General features: G+C 64.6%; 19 protein-coding genes. 14 read left to right on the top strand and 5 right to left on the bottom strand.

The features are described 5' to 3' along the window. Positions 1–35 precede the first annotated feature (35 nt). Together AC04PH_RS03145 and AC04PH_RS03140 are read left to right on the top strand one after the other, a co-directional pair. The gene (locus AC04PH_RS03145) at positions 36–1,739 is read left to right on the top strand and encodes an acyl-CoA dehydrogenase (protein ID WP_483064288.1); all 1,704 of its coding nucleotides are present in this window, start codon (positions 36–38) and stop codon (positions 1,737–1,739) included. Between the two features lie 45 nt (positions 1,740–1,784). After that, on the top strand, positions 1,785–2,813 hold the full coding sequence (locus tag AC04PH_RS03140) for an MBL fold metallo-hydrolase (protein ID WP_483064287.1): 1,029 nt from the start codon (positions 1,785–1,787) through the stop codon (positions 2,811–2,813). 9 nt (positions 2,814–2,822) lie between these two features. On the opposite strand, the gene AC04PH_RS03135 is transcribed toward AC04PH_RS03140, so the two are convergent. Next, positions 2,823–3,578: a class II glutamine amidotransferase gene (locus AC04PH_RS03135; protein ID WP_483064286.1), complete on the bottom strand. Its 756-nt coding sequence runs from the start codon at positions 3,576–3,578 to the stop codon at positions 2,823–2,825. After that, positions 3,578–3,817 carry a DUF6356 family protein gene (locus tag AC04PH_RS03130; RefSeq protein WP_483064285.1) on the bottom strand — a complete coding sequence of 80 codons (240 nt, stop codon included), beginning with the start codon at positions 3,815–3,817 and terminating at the stop codon, positions 3,578–3,580. The genes AC04PH_RS03135 and AC04PH_RS03130 overlap by 1 nt, the downstream gene beginning before the upstream one ends. A 98-nt stretch (positions 3,818–3,915) precedes the next feature. Between AC04PH_RS03130 and AC04PH_RS03125 the strand changes: the two genes are divergently transcribed. The 4 genes from AC04PH_RS03125 to AC04PH_RS03110 all read left to right on the top strand — a co-directional run bounded on the left by AC04PH_RS03125 (position 3,916) and on the right by AC04PH_RS03110 (position 5,700). After that, positions 3,916–4,377, top strand: coding sequence for an Lrp/AsnC family transcriptional regulator (locus AC04PH_RS03125; RefSeq protein WP_483064284.1), 462 nt, complete (start codon positions 3,916–3,918; stop codon positions 4,375–4,377). Then, on the top strand, positions 4,374–4,859 hold the full coding sequence (locus AC04PH_RS03120) for a DUF6173 family protein (RefSeq protein WP_483064283.1): 486 nt from the start codon (positions 4,374–4,376) through the stop codon (positions 4,857–4,859). The genes AC04PH_RS03125 and AC04PH_RS03120 overlap by 4 nt, the downstream gene beginning before the upstream one ends. Before the next feature lie 65 nt (positions 4,860–4,924). Further along, the gene (locus tag AC04PH_RS03115) at positions 4,925–5,059 is read left to right on the top strand and encodes an aa3-type cytochrome c oxidase subunit IV (protein ID WP_483064282.1); all 135 of its coding nucleotides are present in this window, start codon (positions 4,925–4,927) and stop codon (positions 5,057–5,059) included. Next, the gene (locus tag AC04PH_RS03110) at positions 5,059–5,700 is read left to right on the top strand and encodes a twin-arginine translocation signal domain-containing protein (RefSeq protein ID WP_483064281.1); all 642 of its coding nucleotides are present in this window, start codon (positions 5,059–5,061) and stop codon (positions 5,698–5,700) included. The genes AC04PH_RS03115 and AC04PH_RS03110 overlap by 1 nt, the downstream gene beginning before the upstream one ends. Here the strand turns inward: AC04PH_RS03110 and AC04PH_RS03105 are convergent. Next, positions 5,684–6,013, bottom strand: coding sequence for an AzlD domain-containing protein (locus tag AC04PH_RS03105; protein ID WP_483064280.1), 330 nt, complete (start codon positions 6,011–6,013; stop codon positions 5,684–5,686). The two genes, AC04PH_RS03110 and AC04PH_RS03105, sit on opposite strands and share 17 nt — an antisense overlap. Beyond that, complete coding sequence (locus tag AC04PH_RS03100) at positions 6,010–6,714, bottom strand: AzlC family ABC transporter permease (RefSeq protein WP_483064279.1); 705 nt, start codon at positions 6,712–6,714, stop codon at positions 6,010–6,012. Before AC04PH_RS03100 ends, AC04PH_RS03105 begins: the two co-directional genes overlap by 4 nt. Positions 6,715–6,774: 60 nt before the next feature. On the opposite strand from AC04PH_RS03100, the gene AC04PH_RS03095 reads away from it, so the two are divergent. The 8 genes from AC04PH_RS03095 (at position 6,775) to AC04PH_RS03060 (ending at position 13,208) form a co-directional block, all read left to right on the top strand. After that, the gene (locus AC04PH_RS03095) at positions 6,775–7,653 is read left to right on the top strand and encodes a formate dehydrogenase accessory sulfurtransferase FdhD (protein ID WP_483064278.1); all 879 of its coding nucleotides are present in this window, start codon (positions 6,775–6,777) and stop codon (positions 7,651–7,653) included. After that, positions 7,653–8,180, top strand: coding sequence for a hypothetical protein (locus tag AC04PH_RS03090; RefSeq protein WP_483064277.1), 528 nt, complete (start codon positions 7,653–7,655; stop codon positions 8,178–8,180). The genes AC04PH_RS03095 and AC04PH_RS03090 overlap by 1 nt, the downstream gene beginning before the upstream one ends. Next, positions 8,177–8,719 (top strand): hypothetical protein, encoded by a 543-nt coding sequence (locus AC04PH_RS03085; RefSeq protein ID WP_483064276.1) that lies wholly within the window; start codon positions 8,177–8,179, stop codon positions 8,717–8,719. The genes AC04PH_RS03090 and AC04PH_RS03085 overlap by 4 nt, the downstream gene beginning before the upstream one ends. Next, a complete protein-coding gene (mobA, locus tag AC04PH_RS03080; protein ID WP_483064275.1) occupies positions 8,710–9,306 on the top strand; it encodes a molybdenum cofactor guanylyltransferase MobA in 597 nt (198 codons plus the stop codon). The genes AC04PH_RS03085 and mobA overlap by 10 nt, the downstream gene beginning before the upstream one ends. Continuing rightward, complete coding sequence (mobB, locus tag AC04PH_RS03075; protein WP_483064274.1) at positions 9,303–9,794, top strand: molybdopterin-guanine dinucleotide biosynthesis protein B; 492 nt, start codon at positions 9,303–9,305, stop codon at positions 9,792–9,794. Before mobA ends, mobB begins: the two co-directional genes overlap by 4 nt. After that, the gene (locus AC04PH_RS03070) at positions 9,791–11,899 is read left to right on the top strand and encodes a molybdopterin-binding protein (RefSeq protein WP_483064273.1); all 2,109 of its coding nucleotides are present in this window, start codon (positions 9,791–9,793) and stop codon (positions 11,897–11,899) included. Before mobB ends, AC04PH_RS03070 begins: the two co-directional genes overlap by 4 nt. Beyond that, the gene (locus AC04PH_RS03065; protein WP_483064272.1) at positions 11,896–12,489 is read left to right on the top strand and encodes a GNAT family N-acetyltransferase; all 594 of its coding nucleotides are present in this window, start codon (positions 11,896–11,898) and stop codon (positions 12,487–12,489) included. Before AC04PH_RS03070 ends, AC04PH_RS03065 begins: the two co-directional genes overlap by 4 nt. A 92-nt stretch (positions 12,490–12,581) precedes the next feature. Next, on the top strand, positions 12,582–13,208 hold the full coding sequence (locus AC04PH_RS03060; protein ID WP_483064271.1) for a TetR/AcrR family transcriptional regulator: 627 nt from the start codon (positions 12,582–12,584) through the stop codon (positions 13,206–13,208). Here the strand turns inward: AC04PH_RS03060 and AC04PH_RS03055 are convergent. Beyond that, complete coding sequence (locus AC04PH_RS03055) at positions 13,205–14,260, bottom strand: serine hydrolase domain-containing protein (protein WP_483064270.1); 1,056 nt, start codon at positions 14,258–14,260, stop codon at positions 13,205–13,207. The genes AC04PH_RS03060 and AC04PH_RS03055 overlap by 4 nt on opposite strands. Between the last annotated feature and the right edge of the window lie 53 nt (positions 14,261–14,313).

The raw sequence follows: 14,313 nt of genomic DNA, 5'->3' as shown, positions 1-14,313 counted from the left end.
TTGCCAAGCCACAGGGCACACGACAGGAGCGTCCGATGCCATACACTGCCCCCGTTGCCGACTTCCTTTTCCTGATGGATCACGTGGCCGGTTTCGCGGACGTCGCCGCGACCGATACGTTCGCCGAAGCCACGCCGGACATGGTCGACGCGATCCTGACCGAGGCGGCAAAGATGGCCGAAACCGCGCTCGCCCTCTTGCAGCGCGAAGGCGACCTGCATCCGGCGGTACTGGAAAACGGTGTCGTGCGCACCTCCCCCGGCTTTGCCGACGGCTACAAGGCGATTGCCGAAGGCGGCTGGATCGGCATGTCCGCCCCGCAAGACTTTGGCGGCATGGGCCTGCCGATGACGCTGACGACAACGGTCAACGAAATGATGTCATCCGCCTGCCTGTCGCTGCAACTCAACCCGCTGATGACGCAGGGCCAGATCGAGGCGCTGGAGCACCACGCCAGCGACGAAATCAAGGAATTGTATCTGCCGAAACTGATTTCCGGCGAATGGTGCGGCACGATGAACCTGACCGAACCGCAGGCGGGGTCCGACGTCGGCGCGCTGCGCACCAAGGCAGAGCCCAACGACGACGGCACATACGCGATCACGGGTCAGAAGATCTACATCTCCTGGGCCGACAACGATTTCACGGAAAACGTCTGCCACCTCGTCCTCGCCCGCTTGCCCGATGCGGTGCCCGGCACCAAGGGCATCAGCCTGTTCATGGTCCCCAAACTGATCCCCGATGCAGACGGCAACCCCGGCGAACGCAACGAGTTGCGCGTCGTATCGCTCGAACACAAGCTCGGCCTGCACGGCTCTCCCACCGCCATCATGGAATACGCAGGTGCCACGGGCTGGCTCGTCGGGCCGGAAAACGGCGGTATGGCCGCCATGTTCACGATGATGAACAACGCGCGGCTGGGTGTCGGCGTGCAGGGCATCGGTGCCGCCGAAGGCGCGTATCAGCACGCACTCGCCTATGCGATGGAGCGCAAGCAGGGCAAGGCCGGCGGCACCGGCACCATCGTCGAACACGCCGATGTGCGGCGGATGCTGGCGGGCATGAAGGCCGACATCTTCGCCGCCCGCGCCATCGCGCTGATGAACGCCGCCGCGATCGACATGGCGACCGCGACGGGCGACGCCACGTGGAAAGCCCGCGCTGCCTTCCTGACCCCGATCTGCAAGGCCTTCGGCACCGACACCGGCATCGCCGTCGCCTCGACCGGCGTGCAGGTCCACGGCGGCATGGGCTTTGTCGAGGAAACCGGGGCCGCGCAATACAGCCGCGACGTGCGCGTCACCGCGATCTACGAGGGTACCAACGGCATCCAGGCGATGGACCTCGTCGCGCGCAAGATGATGGACGGCGGTGATGTCGCCCTGTCCCTGATCGACGAGATTCAGGAAGGCGCCGACGCGGGCAAGGCCACCCATCCAACGCTGGCAAAGGCCGTGTGGAATGCCGCCGAAAGCCTGCGCGAAACGACCGAATGGCTGGTCGCGCAGGACGATCTGACACAGCGGTTCGCCGGTGCCGTATCATATCTGCGGGCCTATGCGCGCGTTCTGGGCGGCCACGCGCATCTGCGTGCGGCCCTGTCCGGTGACGCGACGCGCGAGAAACTGGCGACCTTCTACATCACCCGTCTGCTGCCCGAACATGCCAGCCTTCTGGCCGAGGTGCGCCACGGAGCCGACGATCTGATGGCGATCACGCCCGACGATCTTGCCGCCTGATCGCGCTGTTGTGCCGGACGCCGATTGCGGCGACAAGCACCGACCATGACTGACGGTATCAGATACCCCTACCCCGACCCGCCCGCCGAGGGTGCAGCAATCACCGTGGCCCCCGGCGTGCTCTGGATGCGCCTGCCGCTGCCGATGGCACTGGATCACGTCAACGTCTATGCGCTGGACGACGGCGACAGCTGGACGGTGATCGACACCGGCTTTGCATCGCACAAATCCCGCGCGATCTGGCAAACACTGCTGGATGGCCCGCTCGGCGGCAAACGTGTCAGCCGCGTCATCGTCACCCATCACCACCCCGATCACGTCGGGCTGGCGGCGTGGTTCGTGGCACAGGGGGCCGAACTGCTGATGCCGCGCACGCCTTGGCTGATGGCGCGGATGCTGACGCTGGACGAACAACCGTCCTACCCGCCCGAAACCATCGCGTTCTACACCCGAAACGGCATGGACCCGGATGAACTGGCCAAGCGCCGGACCGAACGCCCGTTCAACTTTGCCGATTGCGTCATGCCGCTGCCGCTGGGTTTCACCCGCCTGGCCGAGGGCGATACGATCAGTATCGGCGGGCGCACCTGGGACATCCGCATGGGCGACGGCCACGCGCCGGAGCATGCGACGTTCTGGAGCCGCGAAGACAACCTTGTGATCGGGGGCGATCAACTGCTGCCGTCGATCAGCGCAAACCTCGGCGTCTACCCGACGGAACCGGAGGCCGACCCCGTCGCCGAATGGCTGCGGTCCTGCGAGGATTTCCTGCCGTTCGCCCGCGACGATCAACTGGTTCTCGGTGGTCACAAGCTGCCCTTCACGGGGCTACCGCTCCGGCTGGCCCAGATGATCGACAATCACCACGGCGCGCTTGCCCGGCTGGTCGATCATCTTGCGCAACCGCGGACGGCGGGTGACTGTTTCGTCCCGCTCTTCAAGCGCAAGATCGGTCGCGGCGAATACGGGCTGGCCCTGGTCGAGGCGATTGCCCACCTCAATCACCTGCATCAGACCGGCCGCGCCACGCGCACGCTGGGCAAGGACGGTGTCTATCGCTGGCAAGCGGTCTGAACAACGCCGTCACGCGACCCGGTCAAGCCGCGCGGGGGATATATCCGCCACGGTACAAACGGTGTTTTCCGGTATCGGCCGCCATCTGTCGGCAACCCCGCACAGCGGTTCCGACGCGATCGCCTGCCCGCCGTTGTCCAGCGCGCCGGACAGATAGAGCGTCGGCGCCGGGCCTTCCGATGCATGGCGATAACCGTAAAGCGACTGGCCATCCGAGAAAACGCAAGTGATCTTGACCGGCTCTCTTCCGGTGCCGATCTGCGCGATGGTCCTGTGCAGGGCGCGCTCCGGATCGTCGGACAACCCGTTCGCCAGCAGCGTCAGAAAGATCATCTCGCTGTCGGTCGTGCCACGGCGCGCGGCATAAAGATCATCCGGCAATGCCACTTCGAGTGCACGGCGCACCTGCGGAAAGTGGGGGATCTGGCCGTTGTGGCAGAACGACCATGCCTCGTGGGTAAACGGATGACAGTTCGCCCTGCTGGTTTCACCCATGGTCGAGGCCCGGACATGCCCGATAAAGAGCCGCGACCGGACCATCCGGCACAGGCTCGTCAGATTGCCGTCGGCCCAGGCCGGCAGGACATCCCGGTAAAGCCCGGGAACCGGGTCCACATCATACCAGCTGATCCCGAATCCATCGCCGTTGACCGCCAGCTTCGCCTCGGTCGCGTGCTGGCTTTGCGTCAGCAGGGAATGTGCGGGCCGTATGATGATATTCTCAAGCGGAATCGCAGGCCCGCAATACGACGCGATGCGACACATCAGTGGCGGGCCGACATCTTGGCCGTCAAACGCTTCAGGATACGGCTGGCCGTGGTTTCACAGGCGAACGGCAGAAACGCATGGACCAGCGCCGCGATCCCTGCCACCGTCAACCAGAACGCAAAGCCGAGCGCGAATTTCATATGACCGAAATAGGTTTCGTTCACGCTCGCCGGGTGATCGGTGAACAGCGCCTTGATCGGGTTGGCGGAGGTTTGTGGTGATGTGCTGTCGGTCATGGGAATCTCCTTGATTTCCGGCAGGATATCTCGTCGCGATTGGCACAGCGTCCCAATTTACACTTCAAATTTGTGAATACTTGGGACATGATCCCAATATGGCCTATGAAATTGACGATACGGATCGCAAGATCCTCGATATCCTGCAACGGGACACCACCGTGTCGGTCGATGACATCAGCGACCGCATCGCACTGTCGCGCAACGCCTGCTGGCGGCGCATGCGCCAGATGAACGACGCCGGTGTCATCACCCGCCGCGTGGCGCTGGTCGATCCCGCACGGGTCGGCTGTCCGTTGACGGCCATGGTGCTGATCCGCACCCGCCGCCACGACAAGGAGTGGCTGGACCAGTTCCAGGCCGTTCTGCGCACAATGCCCGAGGTCGTGGGGGCCTACCGGATGACCGGCGATCTGGACTATGTATTGCGCGTGCGCGTCGCCGATGTCCCGGCCTATGATGCGTTCTACAAAAGACTGACATCACGGATTTCTGTGTCGGATGTATCGGCGAGTTTCGTTATGGAAGAAATCAAGGAAACGACGGCGGTACCCTTATGACCCAGCAACCCGACCCGGTGATCATCGCGACGGCGGCGGAAGCTGCCGAAAACGCCGTGCTGCCGACGATCCGTGAAATCCACACCAACCCCGATGCCGACAGCCCCGCGGACGGAAATCTGCCCCCGGCGCTGAAGGAGCCCGCGCAGAAGAAAAGCCCGGCGCAATGGGCCTACGAACGGATCATCCTCTACATCCAGAACTTCGAGAAACAACTCGACAACGATCACGAGGTCGGGCTCGGCTTTACCGGCGGCGATGCAGGCGTCATCAGGATCGAGGGTCTGGGCTTTTACGACCCCGACATCATCACGTTTTACGGCAGCAACGGCGCGGGCATGAAAACCCAGCTGATCCAGCATGTGAGCCAGTTGAACGTGATGCTGACCGCCAGCCCCAAACACATCGACCAGGGTGCGCCGATCCGCATCGGTTTCAAACTGGGCGAGGCGCTGGAGCGTGCGCCGGATGCGGCGACCTGACCCCGTGACACGCCCCGATGAATCGGCTACCACGCATCAAATCGTAACGGAAAGGGTCCCGCCTCATGTCTGACCACAAGCACGGCGAAATGGATATCTCGGCACAGGAAGCCACCTTCAACGGCTTCGTCACCATGGTCACGCGCGCCACGATCATCATCATCGTGGCTCTGATCCTGCTTGCCCTGATCAACGGCTGATGACCGCCCACCGTCTGTCGCGCCGGGCGTTTCTGGTCGGCGCGTCTGCCGCTGCCGCCGCATGCTCCGGGCCGCAGCCGGTCTGGGCACCGCAATCCGACATCGATCGCGTCATCCACAGGACAAGCGGACCCAGATCGCTCACGCTGATCACGGTGCGCAACGTCAGTTCCGGCAACGGGGCGCACACCGCGCTTCTGGTCGATGCCAGCCAGCGCGTGCTTTTCGATCCGGCCGGATCGTTCGGGCATCCGTCGATCCCAGAACGAAACGACGTGCTGTTCGGTTTCACCCCATATCTGGAAGACATCTACGCCAGCTTTCACGCCCGCGAGACGTTCTTCGTCGTCAGCCAAAAGGTGATCGTGCCGCCGCAGACCGCCGAACGCGCGTTGCGGCTGGTGATGGAAAACGGTGCCGTCGGCCAGATGAGCTGCACCCGGGCCACGTCCCGTATCCTGTCGCAGCTGCCCGGCTTCGAACAGATCGGCACGACATGGTTCCCTAACAACCTGATGGACGAGATGCAGCAAATTCCCGGTGTCCAGCGCAGCGAATTGCGCGAAAACGACGCCGATGACAAATCCATCGCCGCCCGTGAACAGGCGGCCCAGATCGACGCCGCTATACCTGCCCGGTAAGCGACAGCCCGGCGGCGAGCGTCAGCGCACCCGCGGCAATCGCCAGCAACACATTCTTGCGCCACAGCCCGACGATAACCGTCACCAGGGCGGCGGTCATGCGCGCCGGATCAGGGTCACCGCCCGTCGCCGCGGGCCACAGCACAAGCGGTGCCACCATCCCCGGCAACACGGCCACGGGCGTATAACGCAGCAGCCGCAAGACCATCGGCGGCATCGGGCGGTTGCCGATCAGCCCCAGAAAGGAAAACCGGATCAGATAGGTCCCCGCACCCAGCAGCACGATGATCAGCCAGATTTCAGCGTCGCTCATGCCCGCCGCTCCATCGCCATCTCGACGACCACGCCCACCACCATGGCGCAGACCGCCGCGATCAGCAGACCCGACCCGGACGGCAACCCGACCAGCACCAGGCTGACAACGATCGACACCAGCGCCGCTGCGACATGCGCAAGTGTACGCATCATCGGCGCGACCATCGCCAGAAACGCAATTGGCAGCGCGAAATCCAGGGCATATTCCGGCGGAAACGCGGCCCCAAGAAGCGCGCCGACATAGCTCATCGAAATCCACAAGGGTGCGATCGGCGTGGCCGTCCCGAAGTAATAGGCGAACCGCTCGCGCGTCGTCATCTGTGCCTTTTCGAACTTCGCGATACTGATGATGTAGGGCTGGTCGAACAGGAAATACGCGGCGAACGCACGCTTCCACAGCGGCGCATCGCCCATGTAGGGCACCAGCGACGCGGAATACATCGCCATCCGCAGGTTCACAGCCAGCGCCGCCAGCAACACAAGCGCAATCCCCGCCTGATCGACGATCATCTGCACGGCGGCGAACTGCGATGCCCCGGCGATCACCAGCACGGTGAACCCCATCACCTGCGCGACCGTCAGCCCCGCCTCTGTCGCCACGACACCGAACAGCAGCGCAAAGGGCACGACCATGAAAACAAAAGGCAGCCCGTCGCGAAAGCCAGCGGCGAAGGCGGATTTCTCGGTGGCGACGGACATGAATTCGGCCTAGCTTGAGCGGGTCTTCATCGTCCTATCCCCGCCGCAAAGGAATGACAATTGGCCCGTCTGAACGACACATCAGGCTACCTTGTCGCGCCCCGGCCCGACACGCCCGGACTGGCGCGCGGCATGCAGGGAACAGACCACACCGGTCAGACCGTCGATCTGCGGGTCGTCGAAGAACGCCCGCTGACGATCTACCTCAACGCCCGCGAAATCGTGACGGCCATGACCATCGGCGACTATCCCGAATACCTGGCCCTGGGGTTCCTGCGCAATCAGGGCATGCTGGCCGACACCGATACCGTGACCGGCGTGGACTACGATGCAGAGCTTGACGTGGTCGTCGTCCGCACCGCCCGCGAGACCGATCACGAGGCGAAGCTGCAAAAAAAGACCCGCACCAGCGGCTGTGCCGTCGGCACGATCTTCGGCGATATGATGGAGGGCCTGGCGCAGGTGCGCCTGCCGGATGCGCGGGTCCGCACCTCCGATCTCTACACGCTGGCGGCGACGATCAACCGGACGCCCTCGCTCTATCTCGACACCGGTGCCATTCACGGCACCGTCCTGTGTCAGAGCGACCGGCCGCTGGCCTTTATGGAAGACGTCGGCCGCCACAATGCCGTCGACAAGATCGCCGGCTGGATGTTCTCCGAACAGGTCAGCGCCGACGACAAGGTGCTTTATACCACCGGGCGGCTGACCTCCGAGATGGTGATCAAGACCGCCCTGATGGGAATCCCCGTGCTGGTGTCGCGCTCGGGATTTACCGCCTGGGGGGTCGAGATCGCGCGGCAGGTCGGGCTGACGCTGATCGGCCGGATGAAGGGACAGCGGTTCGTCTGCCTGTCCGGCGCGGAACGGCTGGTCCGCGATGCGGATCTTGCGACCGTCGCGGACGACCCGGCCAACGCCCGGCGCAAGGGTGCGTGATGGACAAGATTGAACTGACCACCCGCTTCGATGCGCAAGCCTATATGGAAGCCGCCCAGATGATCGGCCCCGCCAACGCAGGCGACAGCTTTGCGATGTCGTTGTTCAAGGGTCTGGCCTTTGGCCTTGTGCTGGGCGGCGGCGGCATGCTGCTGGTCCGGCTGGGCTTCGGGTTCGATCCCGATGGCAGCCATTTCGTGGCACTCGCCATCGGTGCTGTGGCGGTTTTCGCCATCTGGCTGGGCCTCGCGCATCGCACGCGAAACCGGATCATCGCGCTGGCCCAGACCGCGGCCACGATCAACGATCCGCAGATCGTGACGATTTCCGAAACCGGCGTCGCCACGCGCAGCGACCACAGCACGTCGCACATCGGTTGGGCGGCGATTTCCGGGGTCGTCACCGGCCGCCATGCGACCGTCATCCAGTTCGGCGTGATAAATCTGCCGATTCCACACCGCGATTTGCCGACAGGCATGACGCCCGAGGCTCTGGCCGCTGATATCGAGAAGTGGAGGACATCTTGACCGACAAGGTGACATGGACCCACGTGTGGACGCCCGCGCTCTATGCCGACACCCAGCGCGCCAACATGGGCGGCTATGCGCCGGGCATCGACAGCCCCAAGGGCGTGGACACCATCGGTATCCTGCGGTTCGTCGTCTGCCTGCTTCTGGTGCTGGCGATCGGTATCGCCGTCCCGCTCGGGCTGGACCGCACGATCGCCATGGCGCTGATCGGCGGGACCGTGCTCGGCTATCTGATCTTCGGCATCGTCTTCACCTATGTGCTGCAGACCACCGACAGGAAACTGGCCGTGCGCGAACTGTCGAAACTGGAAGTCTTCGAAATGCAGATCGACGCGACGGGGATCGCGCAAAGCAACAGCCATACCGAGGGCCGCACCCGCTGGGCCGGTGTCACCCGCACCTTCGACGCGGCGACCGGCCTCGGCATCGCCTATCACGGTGGCCAGTGCCTGATCGTCCCGGACACCGCACTTCCCGATGGAATGACGCGCGACGACCTCAAATCGCTGATCAAGGGATGGCTGACATGGCACTAGGTCAGCGCGCCCCGCTCGGCGTGATCCTGGCCGGGGGTCAGGCCACACGTATGGGCGGTGGCGACAAGGGGCTGCTGGCGCTGGGCGACACCACGATCATCGGTCACGTCATCGCCCGGCTTTCACCGCAGGTCGACGGCGTCGTTCTGAACGCCAATGGCGATCCGGCCCGTTTCGATCTGGGGATACCGGTGGTGGCCGACAGCATCGCCGGGTTTGCCGGGCCGTTGTCCGGTGTGCTGGCGGGGCTGGATCATGCCGCAAAGCAGGGCTTTTCACACATCGTGACCGCCGCCGCAGATACACCGTTTCTGCCGTGCGATCTGGTCCCGCACCTGCAACTGGCAGCCGAAACCAGCGCGACCGGACTTGCACTGGCCGCCTCTCCGTCAGGTCGGCAACCCACCTTCGGCATCTGGCCCACCGCGCTGCGCGACGATTTGCGCAGCGCCCTGAACGACGGGCTGCGCAAGGTCGTGCAATGGACCGAGCGCCATGACGGCAAAATGGCCGAATTTCCCGACGATACGGCCTTCTTCAACGTCAACACCCCAGACGATCTGAAAACGGCGCAGGCCATGCTATGAAGATTTTCGGGGTCGTGGGATACAAGAACGCCGGAAAGACCGGGTTGATGGAACGGCTGGTGCAAAACATCACCGCGCGCGGTCATACCGTCTCGACGCTGAAACACGCGCATCATGCCTTTGATGTCGACCAGCCGGGCAAGGACAGCCACCGCCATAAAACGGCGGGCGCGCAGCAGGTCCTGCTCGCCTCCGGGACACGCTGGGCGCTGATGACAGAATTGCGCGACACGCCGGAACCTGCGCTGAAGTCGCTGCTGGCGCGGCTCGATCCGGTCGACCTCGTGCTTGTCGAAGGGTGGAAAAGCGACGCCCACCCCAAGATAGAGGCCTATCGCGCCAGCACCGGCCACCCCCTTCTCGCACCGGGCGATCCGACAGTTCTGGCACTCGCAAGCGACACGCCCCTCGCGGTCGACCGACCGGTCTTCGACCTCGACGATACCGCAGCCATTGCGGACTTCATTCTGGCGCAGGTCGGCCTATGACGTTCGACACGGTGATCATGGTGGATTGGTCCGGCGGGAACGACCGGGGGGCGAGACCGAAAAAAGACGCGATCTGGACCTGTCGCGCGCGGCAGGGGCAGGCGGAACCGCCGATCTACCACCGCAACCGGCAGGTGGCAGAGGCATGGCTCGTCACGGCGCTGGAGGAAGAAGTGCGCGGGGGTCGCACCTGCCTGGTCGGGTTTGACCTTTGCTTCGCCTTTCCCGCCGGTTTTGCCCGGAACCTTACCGGCTCGGACGATCCACTTGCTCTCTGGGACTGGTTTGCCGCGCGGGTGACGGATGCCCCGGATCGCAACAACCGCTTCGATCTGGCCGCGGATATCAACGCCCTGTTCCCGGGCACGGGTCCGTTCTGGGGCAATGCGCTGGGCCGCGATATCGCCCATCTGCCGCGCAAGGGCAGTGCCCGTGCGGGCCACGGGTTGCCGGAAAAACGGGCCGCCGATATCGCGGCGAAAGGCGCGTTCTCGCCTTGGCAATTGTCCGGTGCCGGCGCGGTCGGCGGACAGGTGATCATGGGCCTGCCACTGCTGTCACGTCTGCGGCAACGGTTCGGCACCACGCTGAGCGTCTGGCCGTTCGAGGCACCGCAATCCCCTATCGTTCTGGCTGAAACCTATTTTTCTCTGATGCCTAAGGCGCTCGCGGCAGCGACCACCGACAACATCAAGGACGCGGCGCAGGTCCGCCTGTTCGCCAAAGTTTTCTCTGCGCTCGACCCCGACGCCTGGCGGCAACTCCTCGACGTTCCGGCCAGTGAGGAGGGCTGGGTGCTTGGCGCCGGGCAGGAAGACCTGCTTGAACGGGAAGCAAAAAAAATAACCGTCGGATTGGCCCCGCCGCCGTTGCGCAACGACTGTTTCGCCATGCCGCAAGGCGCATACTGGACCCCGGTCGCCGACGCGCTGGACCACCTGCGCAACAGCCTGCGTCCGGTCACATCGACGGAAACCATTCCCATTCAGGCGGCGGCGGGCCGCAGGCTGGCGCGTGACGTCTTGGCCGCGCGCGCGCATCCGCCGTGCGCGAATGCAGCCGTCGACGGTTATGGCTTTGCCGGACCGGCGAGTGCCGGGCCGCAGCAAATGCCACTGGTCGCCGGACGTGCCGCAGCGGGACAGCCGCATGGCGAAACCGTACCACCGGGTCACGCGATCCGCATCCTGACCGGGGCCAGTCTTCCCCGCGGTGTCGACACCGTCATCCTGCAGGAAGACGTCAGCACCGACGGCGCGCATATCGCCTTCCACGGCCCGCTGGCATGCGGCGCGAACGCGCGCAAGGCAGGCGAGGACATGCAGACGGGCGACGTGATCCTGCTGCAGGGGCGCAGGATCACACCGGCCGATCTGGCCACCGTCACCGCGACCGGCGTGGGCGCGGTTGAGGTTCATCGCCCGCTGCGCGTGGGTATCCTGTCGACCGGGGATGAACTGGTATCGCCCGGTGACGCGGCGACGGATGCGCAGATTTACGATGCCAACTGCCCGATGCTTTGCGCGACCGTCGCCGCCTGGGGGCATCAGGTCGTCGATCTTGGCCAGGCCCCCGACGACCGCGACGCGCTGCGTGCGATCCTCGACGATGCGGCAACCCGCTGCGATGCGATCCTGACCTCCGGCGGCGCTTCGGCAGGCGACGAGGATCATATGTCCGCGCTTTTGCGCGACACCGGCAGCTTCGCGCTCTGGCGGCTGGCAGTCAAACCCGGGCGACCGCTGGCGCTTGGCCTGTGGCGACAGAAACCTGTGTTCGGCCTGCCCGGCAACCCGGTGGCGGCGCAGGTCTGCACGCTGATCTTCGCGCGTCCGGCGCTGGGCGTTCTGGCCGGCGCGCACTGGGACGACCCGCAACCTTACCTGCTCCCCGCCGGCTTCTCGAAATCGAAAAAGGCCGGGCGCCACGAATACCTGCGCGCGCGCGTCGTCGACGGCGTGGTGGAAATCTTCGCCTCCGAAGGATCGGGTCGGGTGTCGGGGTTAAGCTGGGCCACCGGCCTTGTCGCGCTATGCGACGACGCGATGACGATCGCGCCGGGCGACCCGGTCCCGTTCATTCCGTTCTCGGCGCTTGGCCTGTGATCGTCCGCTCCGGCTTTGCCGATGAAGACCGCGACACCGCTGCCACCCTGTATTGGGAGGCCTTCGGCGAAAAGCTCCGTATCCCGCTGGGTCCGCGACGGCGGGCGCTGGACTTCGTGACCGGCGTGCTCGATCCGACGCACGCGATTTCCGCCTACGACCCGGATGGCACGCTGCTGGGGATCGTCGGCTTCAAGACCCACAAGGGCGCGCTGGTCGGCGGCACGTTCGCCGATCTGCGCCGGGTTTTCGGCCTTGTCGGGGCGACATGGCGCGCCGCACTGCTGACCCTGCTGGAACGGGACACCGAAAACGAACGGTTCCTGATGGACGGGATCTTCGTCGCCCCGTCCGCGCGCGGTCAGGGGGTCGGGACCGCACTGCTGCGCGCCATCGTGGCAGAAGCGCGTGACCGCGGATACCAGGACATCCGCCTCGACGTGATCGACACCAATCCGCGCGCCCGCGCGCTTTACGAGCGTGAAGGCTTCGTGCCCGTCAAGACCCACGAGATGGGACCACTGCGATGGATTTTCGGCTTTCGGTCGGCGACCACCATGGTCAAAGAGATTGCCCCGCCATCCGGCTGACGCTTGCGGAAAACGGAAATGTCATGTCGTGCCCGCTTGCCGGAACTGAACCGAACGGTTTAAGTTATCCCTCTGGAGATGCAGGAGGCGAAATGCCCGACGGAGGCCCGGATATCAAACGTGGACGCAAGTTCGACCAGGTGCTGAAAGGCGCGCGCGACGTCTTCATGTCTGACGGTTTCGAGGGCGCCAGCGTCGACGATATCGCGAGGGCGGCGCAGGTGTCCAAGGCCACACTCTACAGCTACTTTCCCGACAAACGGCTGTTGTTCATGGAGGTCGCCCGCAGCGAATGCAGGCGACAGGCCGAAACCGCCATCGACATCATCGACATGGGTATGCCGGTGCGCGAGGTTCTGACCAATGTGGCCTCGCAGTTTCTGGAATTTCTGACCTCGCCATTCGGTCAGCGGATCTTCAGGATTTGCGTCGGTGAAAGCGACCGGTTCCCCGAGCTTGGACAGGAATTCTACGAAAGCGGCCCGATGCTGGTGCGCGCGAAGCTGATGGAGTTTATCGCCGCCGCCGTCGCGGAAGACGCGCTTATCGTGGAAGATACGGAACTGGCGGCGGATCAATTTGCGGAACTGTGCAAGGCCGATATTTTCCCGCGGATGGTCTTCAACATGAACACGACGTTCACCGACAGAGAAAAGACCCGGATCATCACCGGCGCGGTCGATATGTTCATGTCGCACTACGGCAGCGCCGCGGATTAGGCGGCGACGCGCGCGACATGATCGAAAATCGCACGCTCGTCCGGTGAGAATGCGTCGCTTTCATCGCCGACATCCAGCCCGTTCAGCGCATAGGCAAAGGCGGTGTCGGCCGCGCGGTCATACCAGATACCACCGTTGAAACCGTAAGCATTGCCGAAGTGGCCGATCAGGGGGCGGGGATAGAACCGTGGGCTGTCGAAATACTGAAGACCAAGACCGTAATGCTGGAATACCCCGTCCAGCAGAACCCCATCATCGTCCCCTTCGCGCCAGAGCGGGTCTGGCGGGGCGTCGGCCAGCGCGCGCGCCAGCGCCAACATACTCGCCAAAGAGGTCCGCAAGCCGCCCTGCGGCGACAGTTGTGCCGTATGCTCGCCAAGGCGATAGCCGGCCTCTGCAATTACACCGCCCAGCGGATGGGTCACGCCTGTATCCGGAACCGCGTCGTCGATCTGGGGGAGGTAGCGCACCCCGTCGGTGCGAAACGTCGGCAGGGCAGCGCGGCGCGACTTGGCGTCGACCCCTGACCAGTTGAATCCGCCGGTGACGCCCATCGGCTGCAAAACCGTCGCCTGTGCCAATACGTCGAACCGCCGCCCCGACAGACGCTCCGCGATCGCCGCCAGCAGGATGTAGCCGAGGTTGCTGTAGCGAAAGCATGTGCCGGGACGATCCGGCCCGAAACACAACGCCGCGTCCCAATGTGTGGCCAGACCGTCCAGCAGAACCGGCGGCGCCAGATCGGTCAGCCCCGCCGTATGGGTCAAAAGCATCCGCAGCGTGACCGGTGTCTTTGGCCAGGCCGGATGCCGCAATGCAAAACCCAGCAGTTCGCCTGCATCCGCGTCGAACGGCGGGCCGATCCCGACCGCCCGTGCCGCCGCGACGCAGGCCGCCGCCGTCACCCCTTTCGACACAGAGGCGACGCGGAACATGGTGTCGTGATCGGCCACGATCCCGGCGGCCGTCTTGACGCTGAACGAAACGTCGCGCCCCCGCGCTAGGGCAAGCCCCGCGAAGGCATAGTCACGCCTGACCGGCAGATCCGTCATTGCGGGCTCTCATGACGACCGCAAAACGCGGTAGCGCAGGGCAAAGCCAAACG

The sequence above is a fragment of the Yoonia sp. KMU-150 genome (assembly GCF_056858355.1).
This window is presented reverse-complemented; position numbering and strand designations above follow the sequence as displayed.

Bases quoted from the DNA above. Each gene is read 5' to 3' on its own strand.
- AC04PH_RS03145 (WP_483064288.1), top strand. From the start codon at position 36: ATGCCATACACTGCCCCCGTTGCCGACTTCCTTTTCCTGATGGATCAC.
- AC04PH_RS03140 (WP_483064287.1), top strand. From the start codon at position 1,785: ATGACTGACGGTATCAGATACCCCTACCCCGACCCGCCCGCCGAGGGT.
- AC04PH_RS03135 (WP_483064286.1), bottom strand. From the start codon at position 3,578: ATGTGTCGCATCGCGTCGTATTGCGGGCCTGCGATTCCGCTTGAGAAT.
- AC04PH_RS03130 (WP_483064285.1), bottom strand. From the start codon at position 3,817: ATGACCGACAGCACATCACCACAAACCTCCGCCAACCCGATCAAGGCG.
- AC04PH_RS03125 (WP_483064284.1), top strand. From the start codon at position 3,916: ATGGCCTATGAAATTGACGATACGGATCGCAAGATCCTCGATATCCTG.
- AC04PH_RS03120 (WP_483064283.1), top strand. From the start codon at position 4,374: ATGACCCAGCAACCCGACCCGGTGATCATCGCGACGGCGGCGGAAGCT.
- AC04PH_RS03115 (WP_483064282.1), top strand. From the start codon at position 4,925: ATGTCTGACCACAAGCACGGCGAAATGGATATCTCGGCACAGGAAGCC.
- AC04PH_RS03110 (WP_483064281.1), top strand. From the start codon at position 5,059: ATGACCGCCCACCGTCTGTCGCGCCGGGCGTTTCTGGTCGGCGCGTCT.
- AC04PH_RS03105 (WP_483064280.1), bottom strand. From the start codon at position 6,013: ATGAGCGACGCTGAAATCTGGCTGATCATCGTGCTGCTGGGTGCGGGG.
- AC04PH_RS03100 (WP_483064279.1), bottom strand. From the start codon at position 6,714: ATGTCCGTCGCCACCGAGAAATCCGCCTTCGCCGCTGGCTTTCGCGAC.
- AC04PH_RS03090 (WP_483064277.1), top strand. From the start codon at position 7,653: ATGGACAAGATTGAACTGACCACCCGCTTCGATGCGCAAGCCTATATG.
- mobA (WP_483064275.1), top strand. From the start codon at position 8,710: ATGGCACTAGGTCAGCGCGCCCCGCTCGGCGTGATCCTGGCCGGGGGT.
- mobB (WP_483064274.1), top strand. From the start codon at position 9,303: ATGAAGATTTTCGGGGTCGTGGGATACAAGAACGCCGGAAAGACCGGG.
- AC04PH_RS03070 (WP_483064273.1), top strand. From the start codon at position 9,791: ATGACGTTCGACACGGTGATCATGGTGGATTGGTCCGGCGGGAACGAC.
- AC04PH_RS03060 (WP_483064271.1), top strand. From the start codon at position 12,582: ATGCCCGACGGAGGCCCGGATATCAAACGTGGACGCAAGTTCGACCAG.
- AC04PH_RS03055 (WP_483064270.1), bottom strand. From the start codon at position 14,260: ATGACGGATCTGCCGGTCAGGCGTGACTATGCCTTCGCGGGGCTTGCC.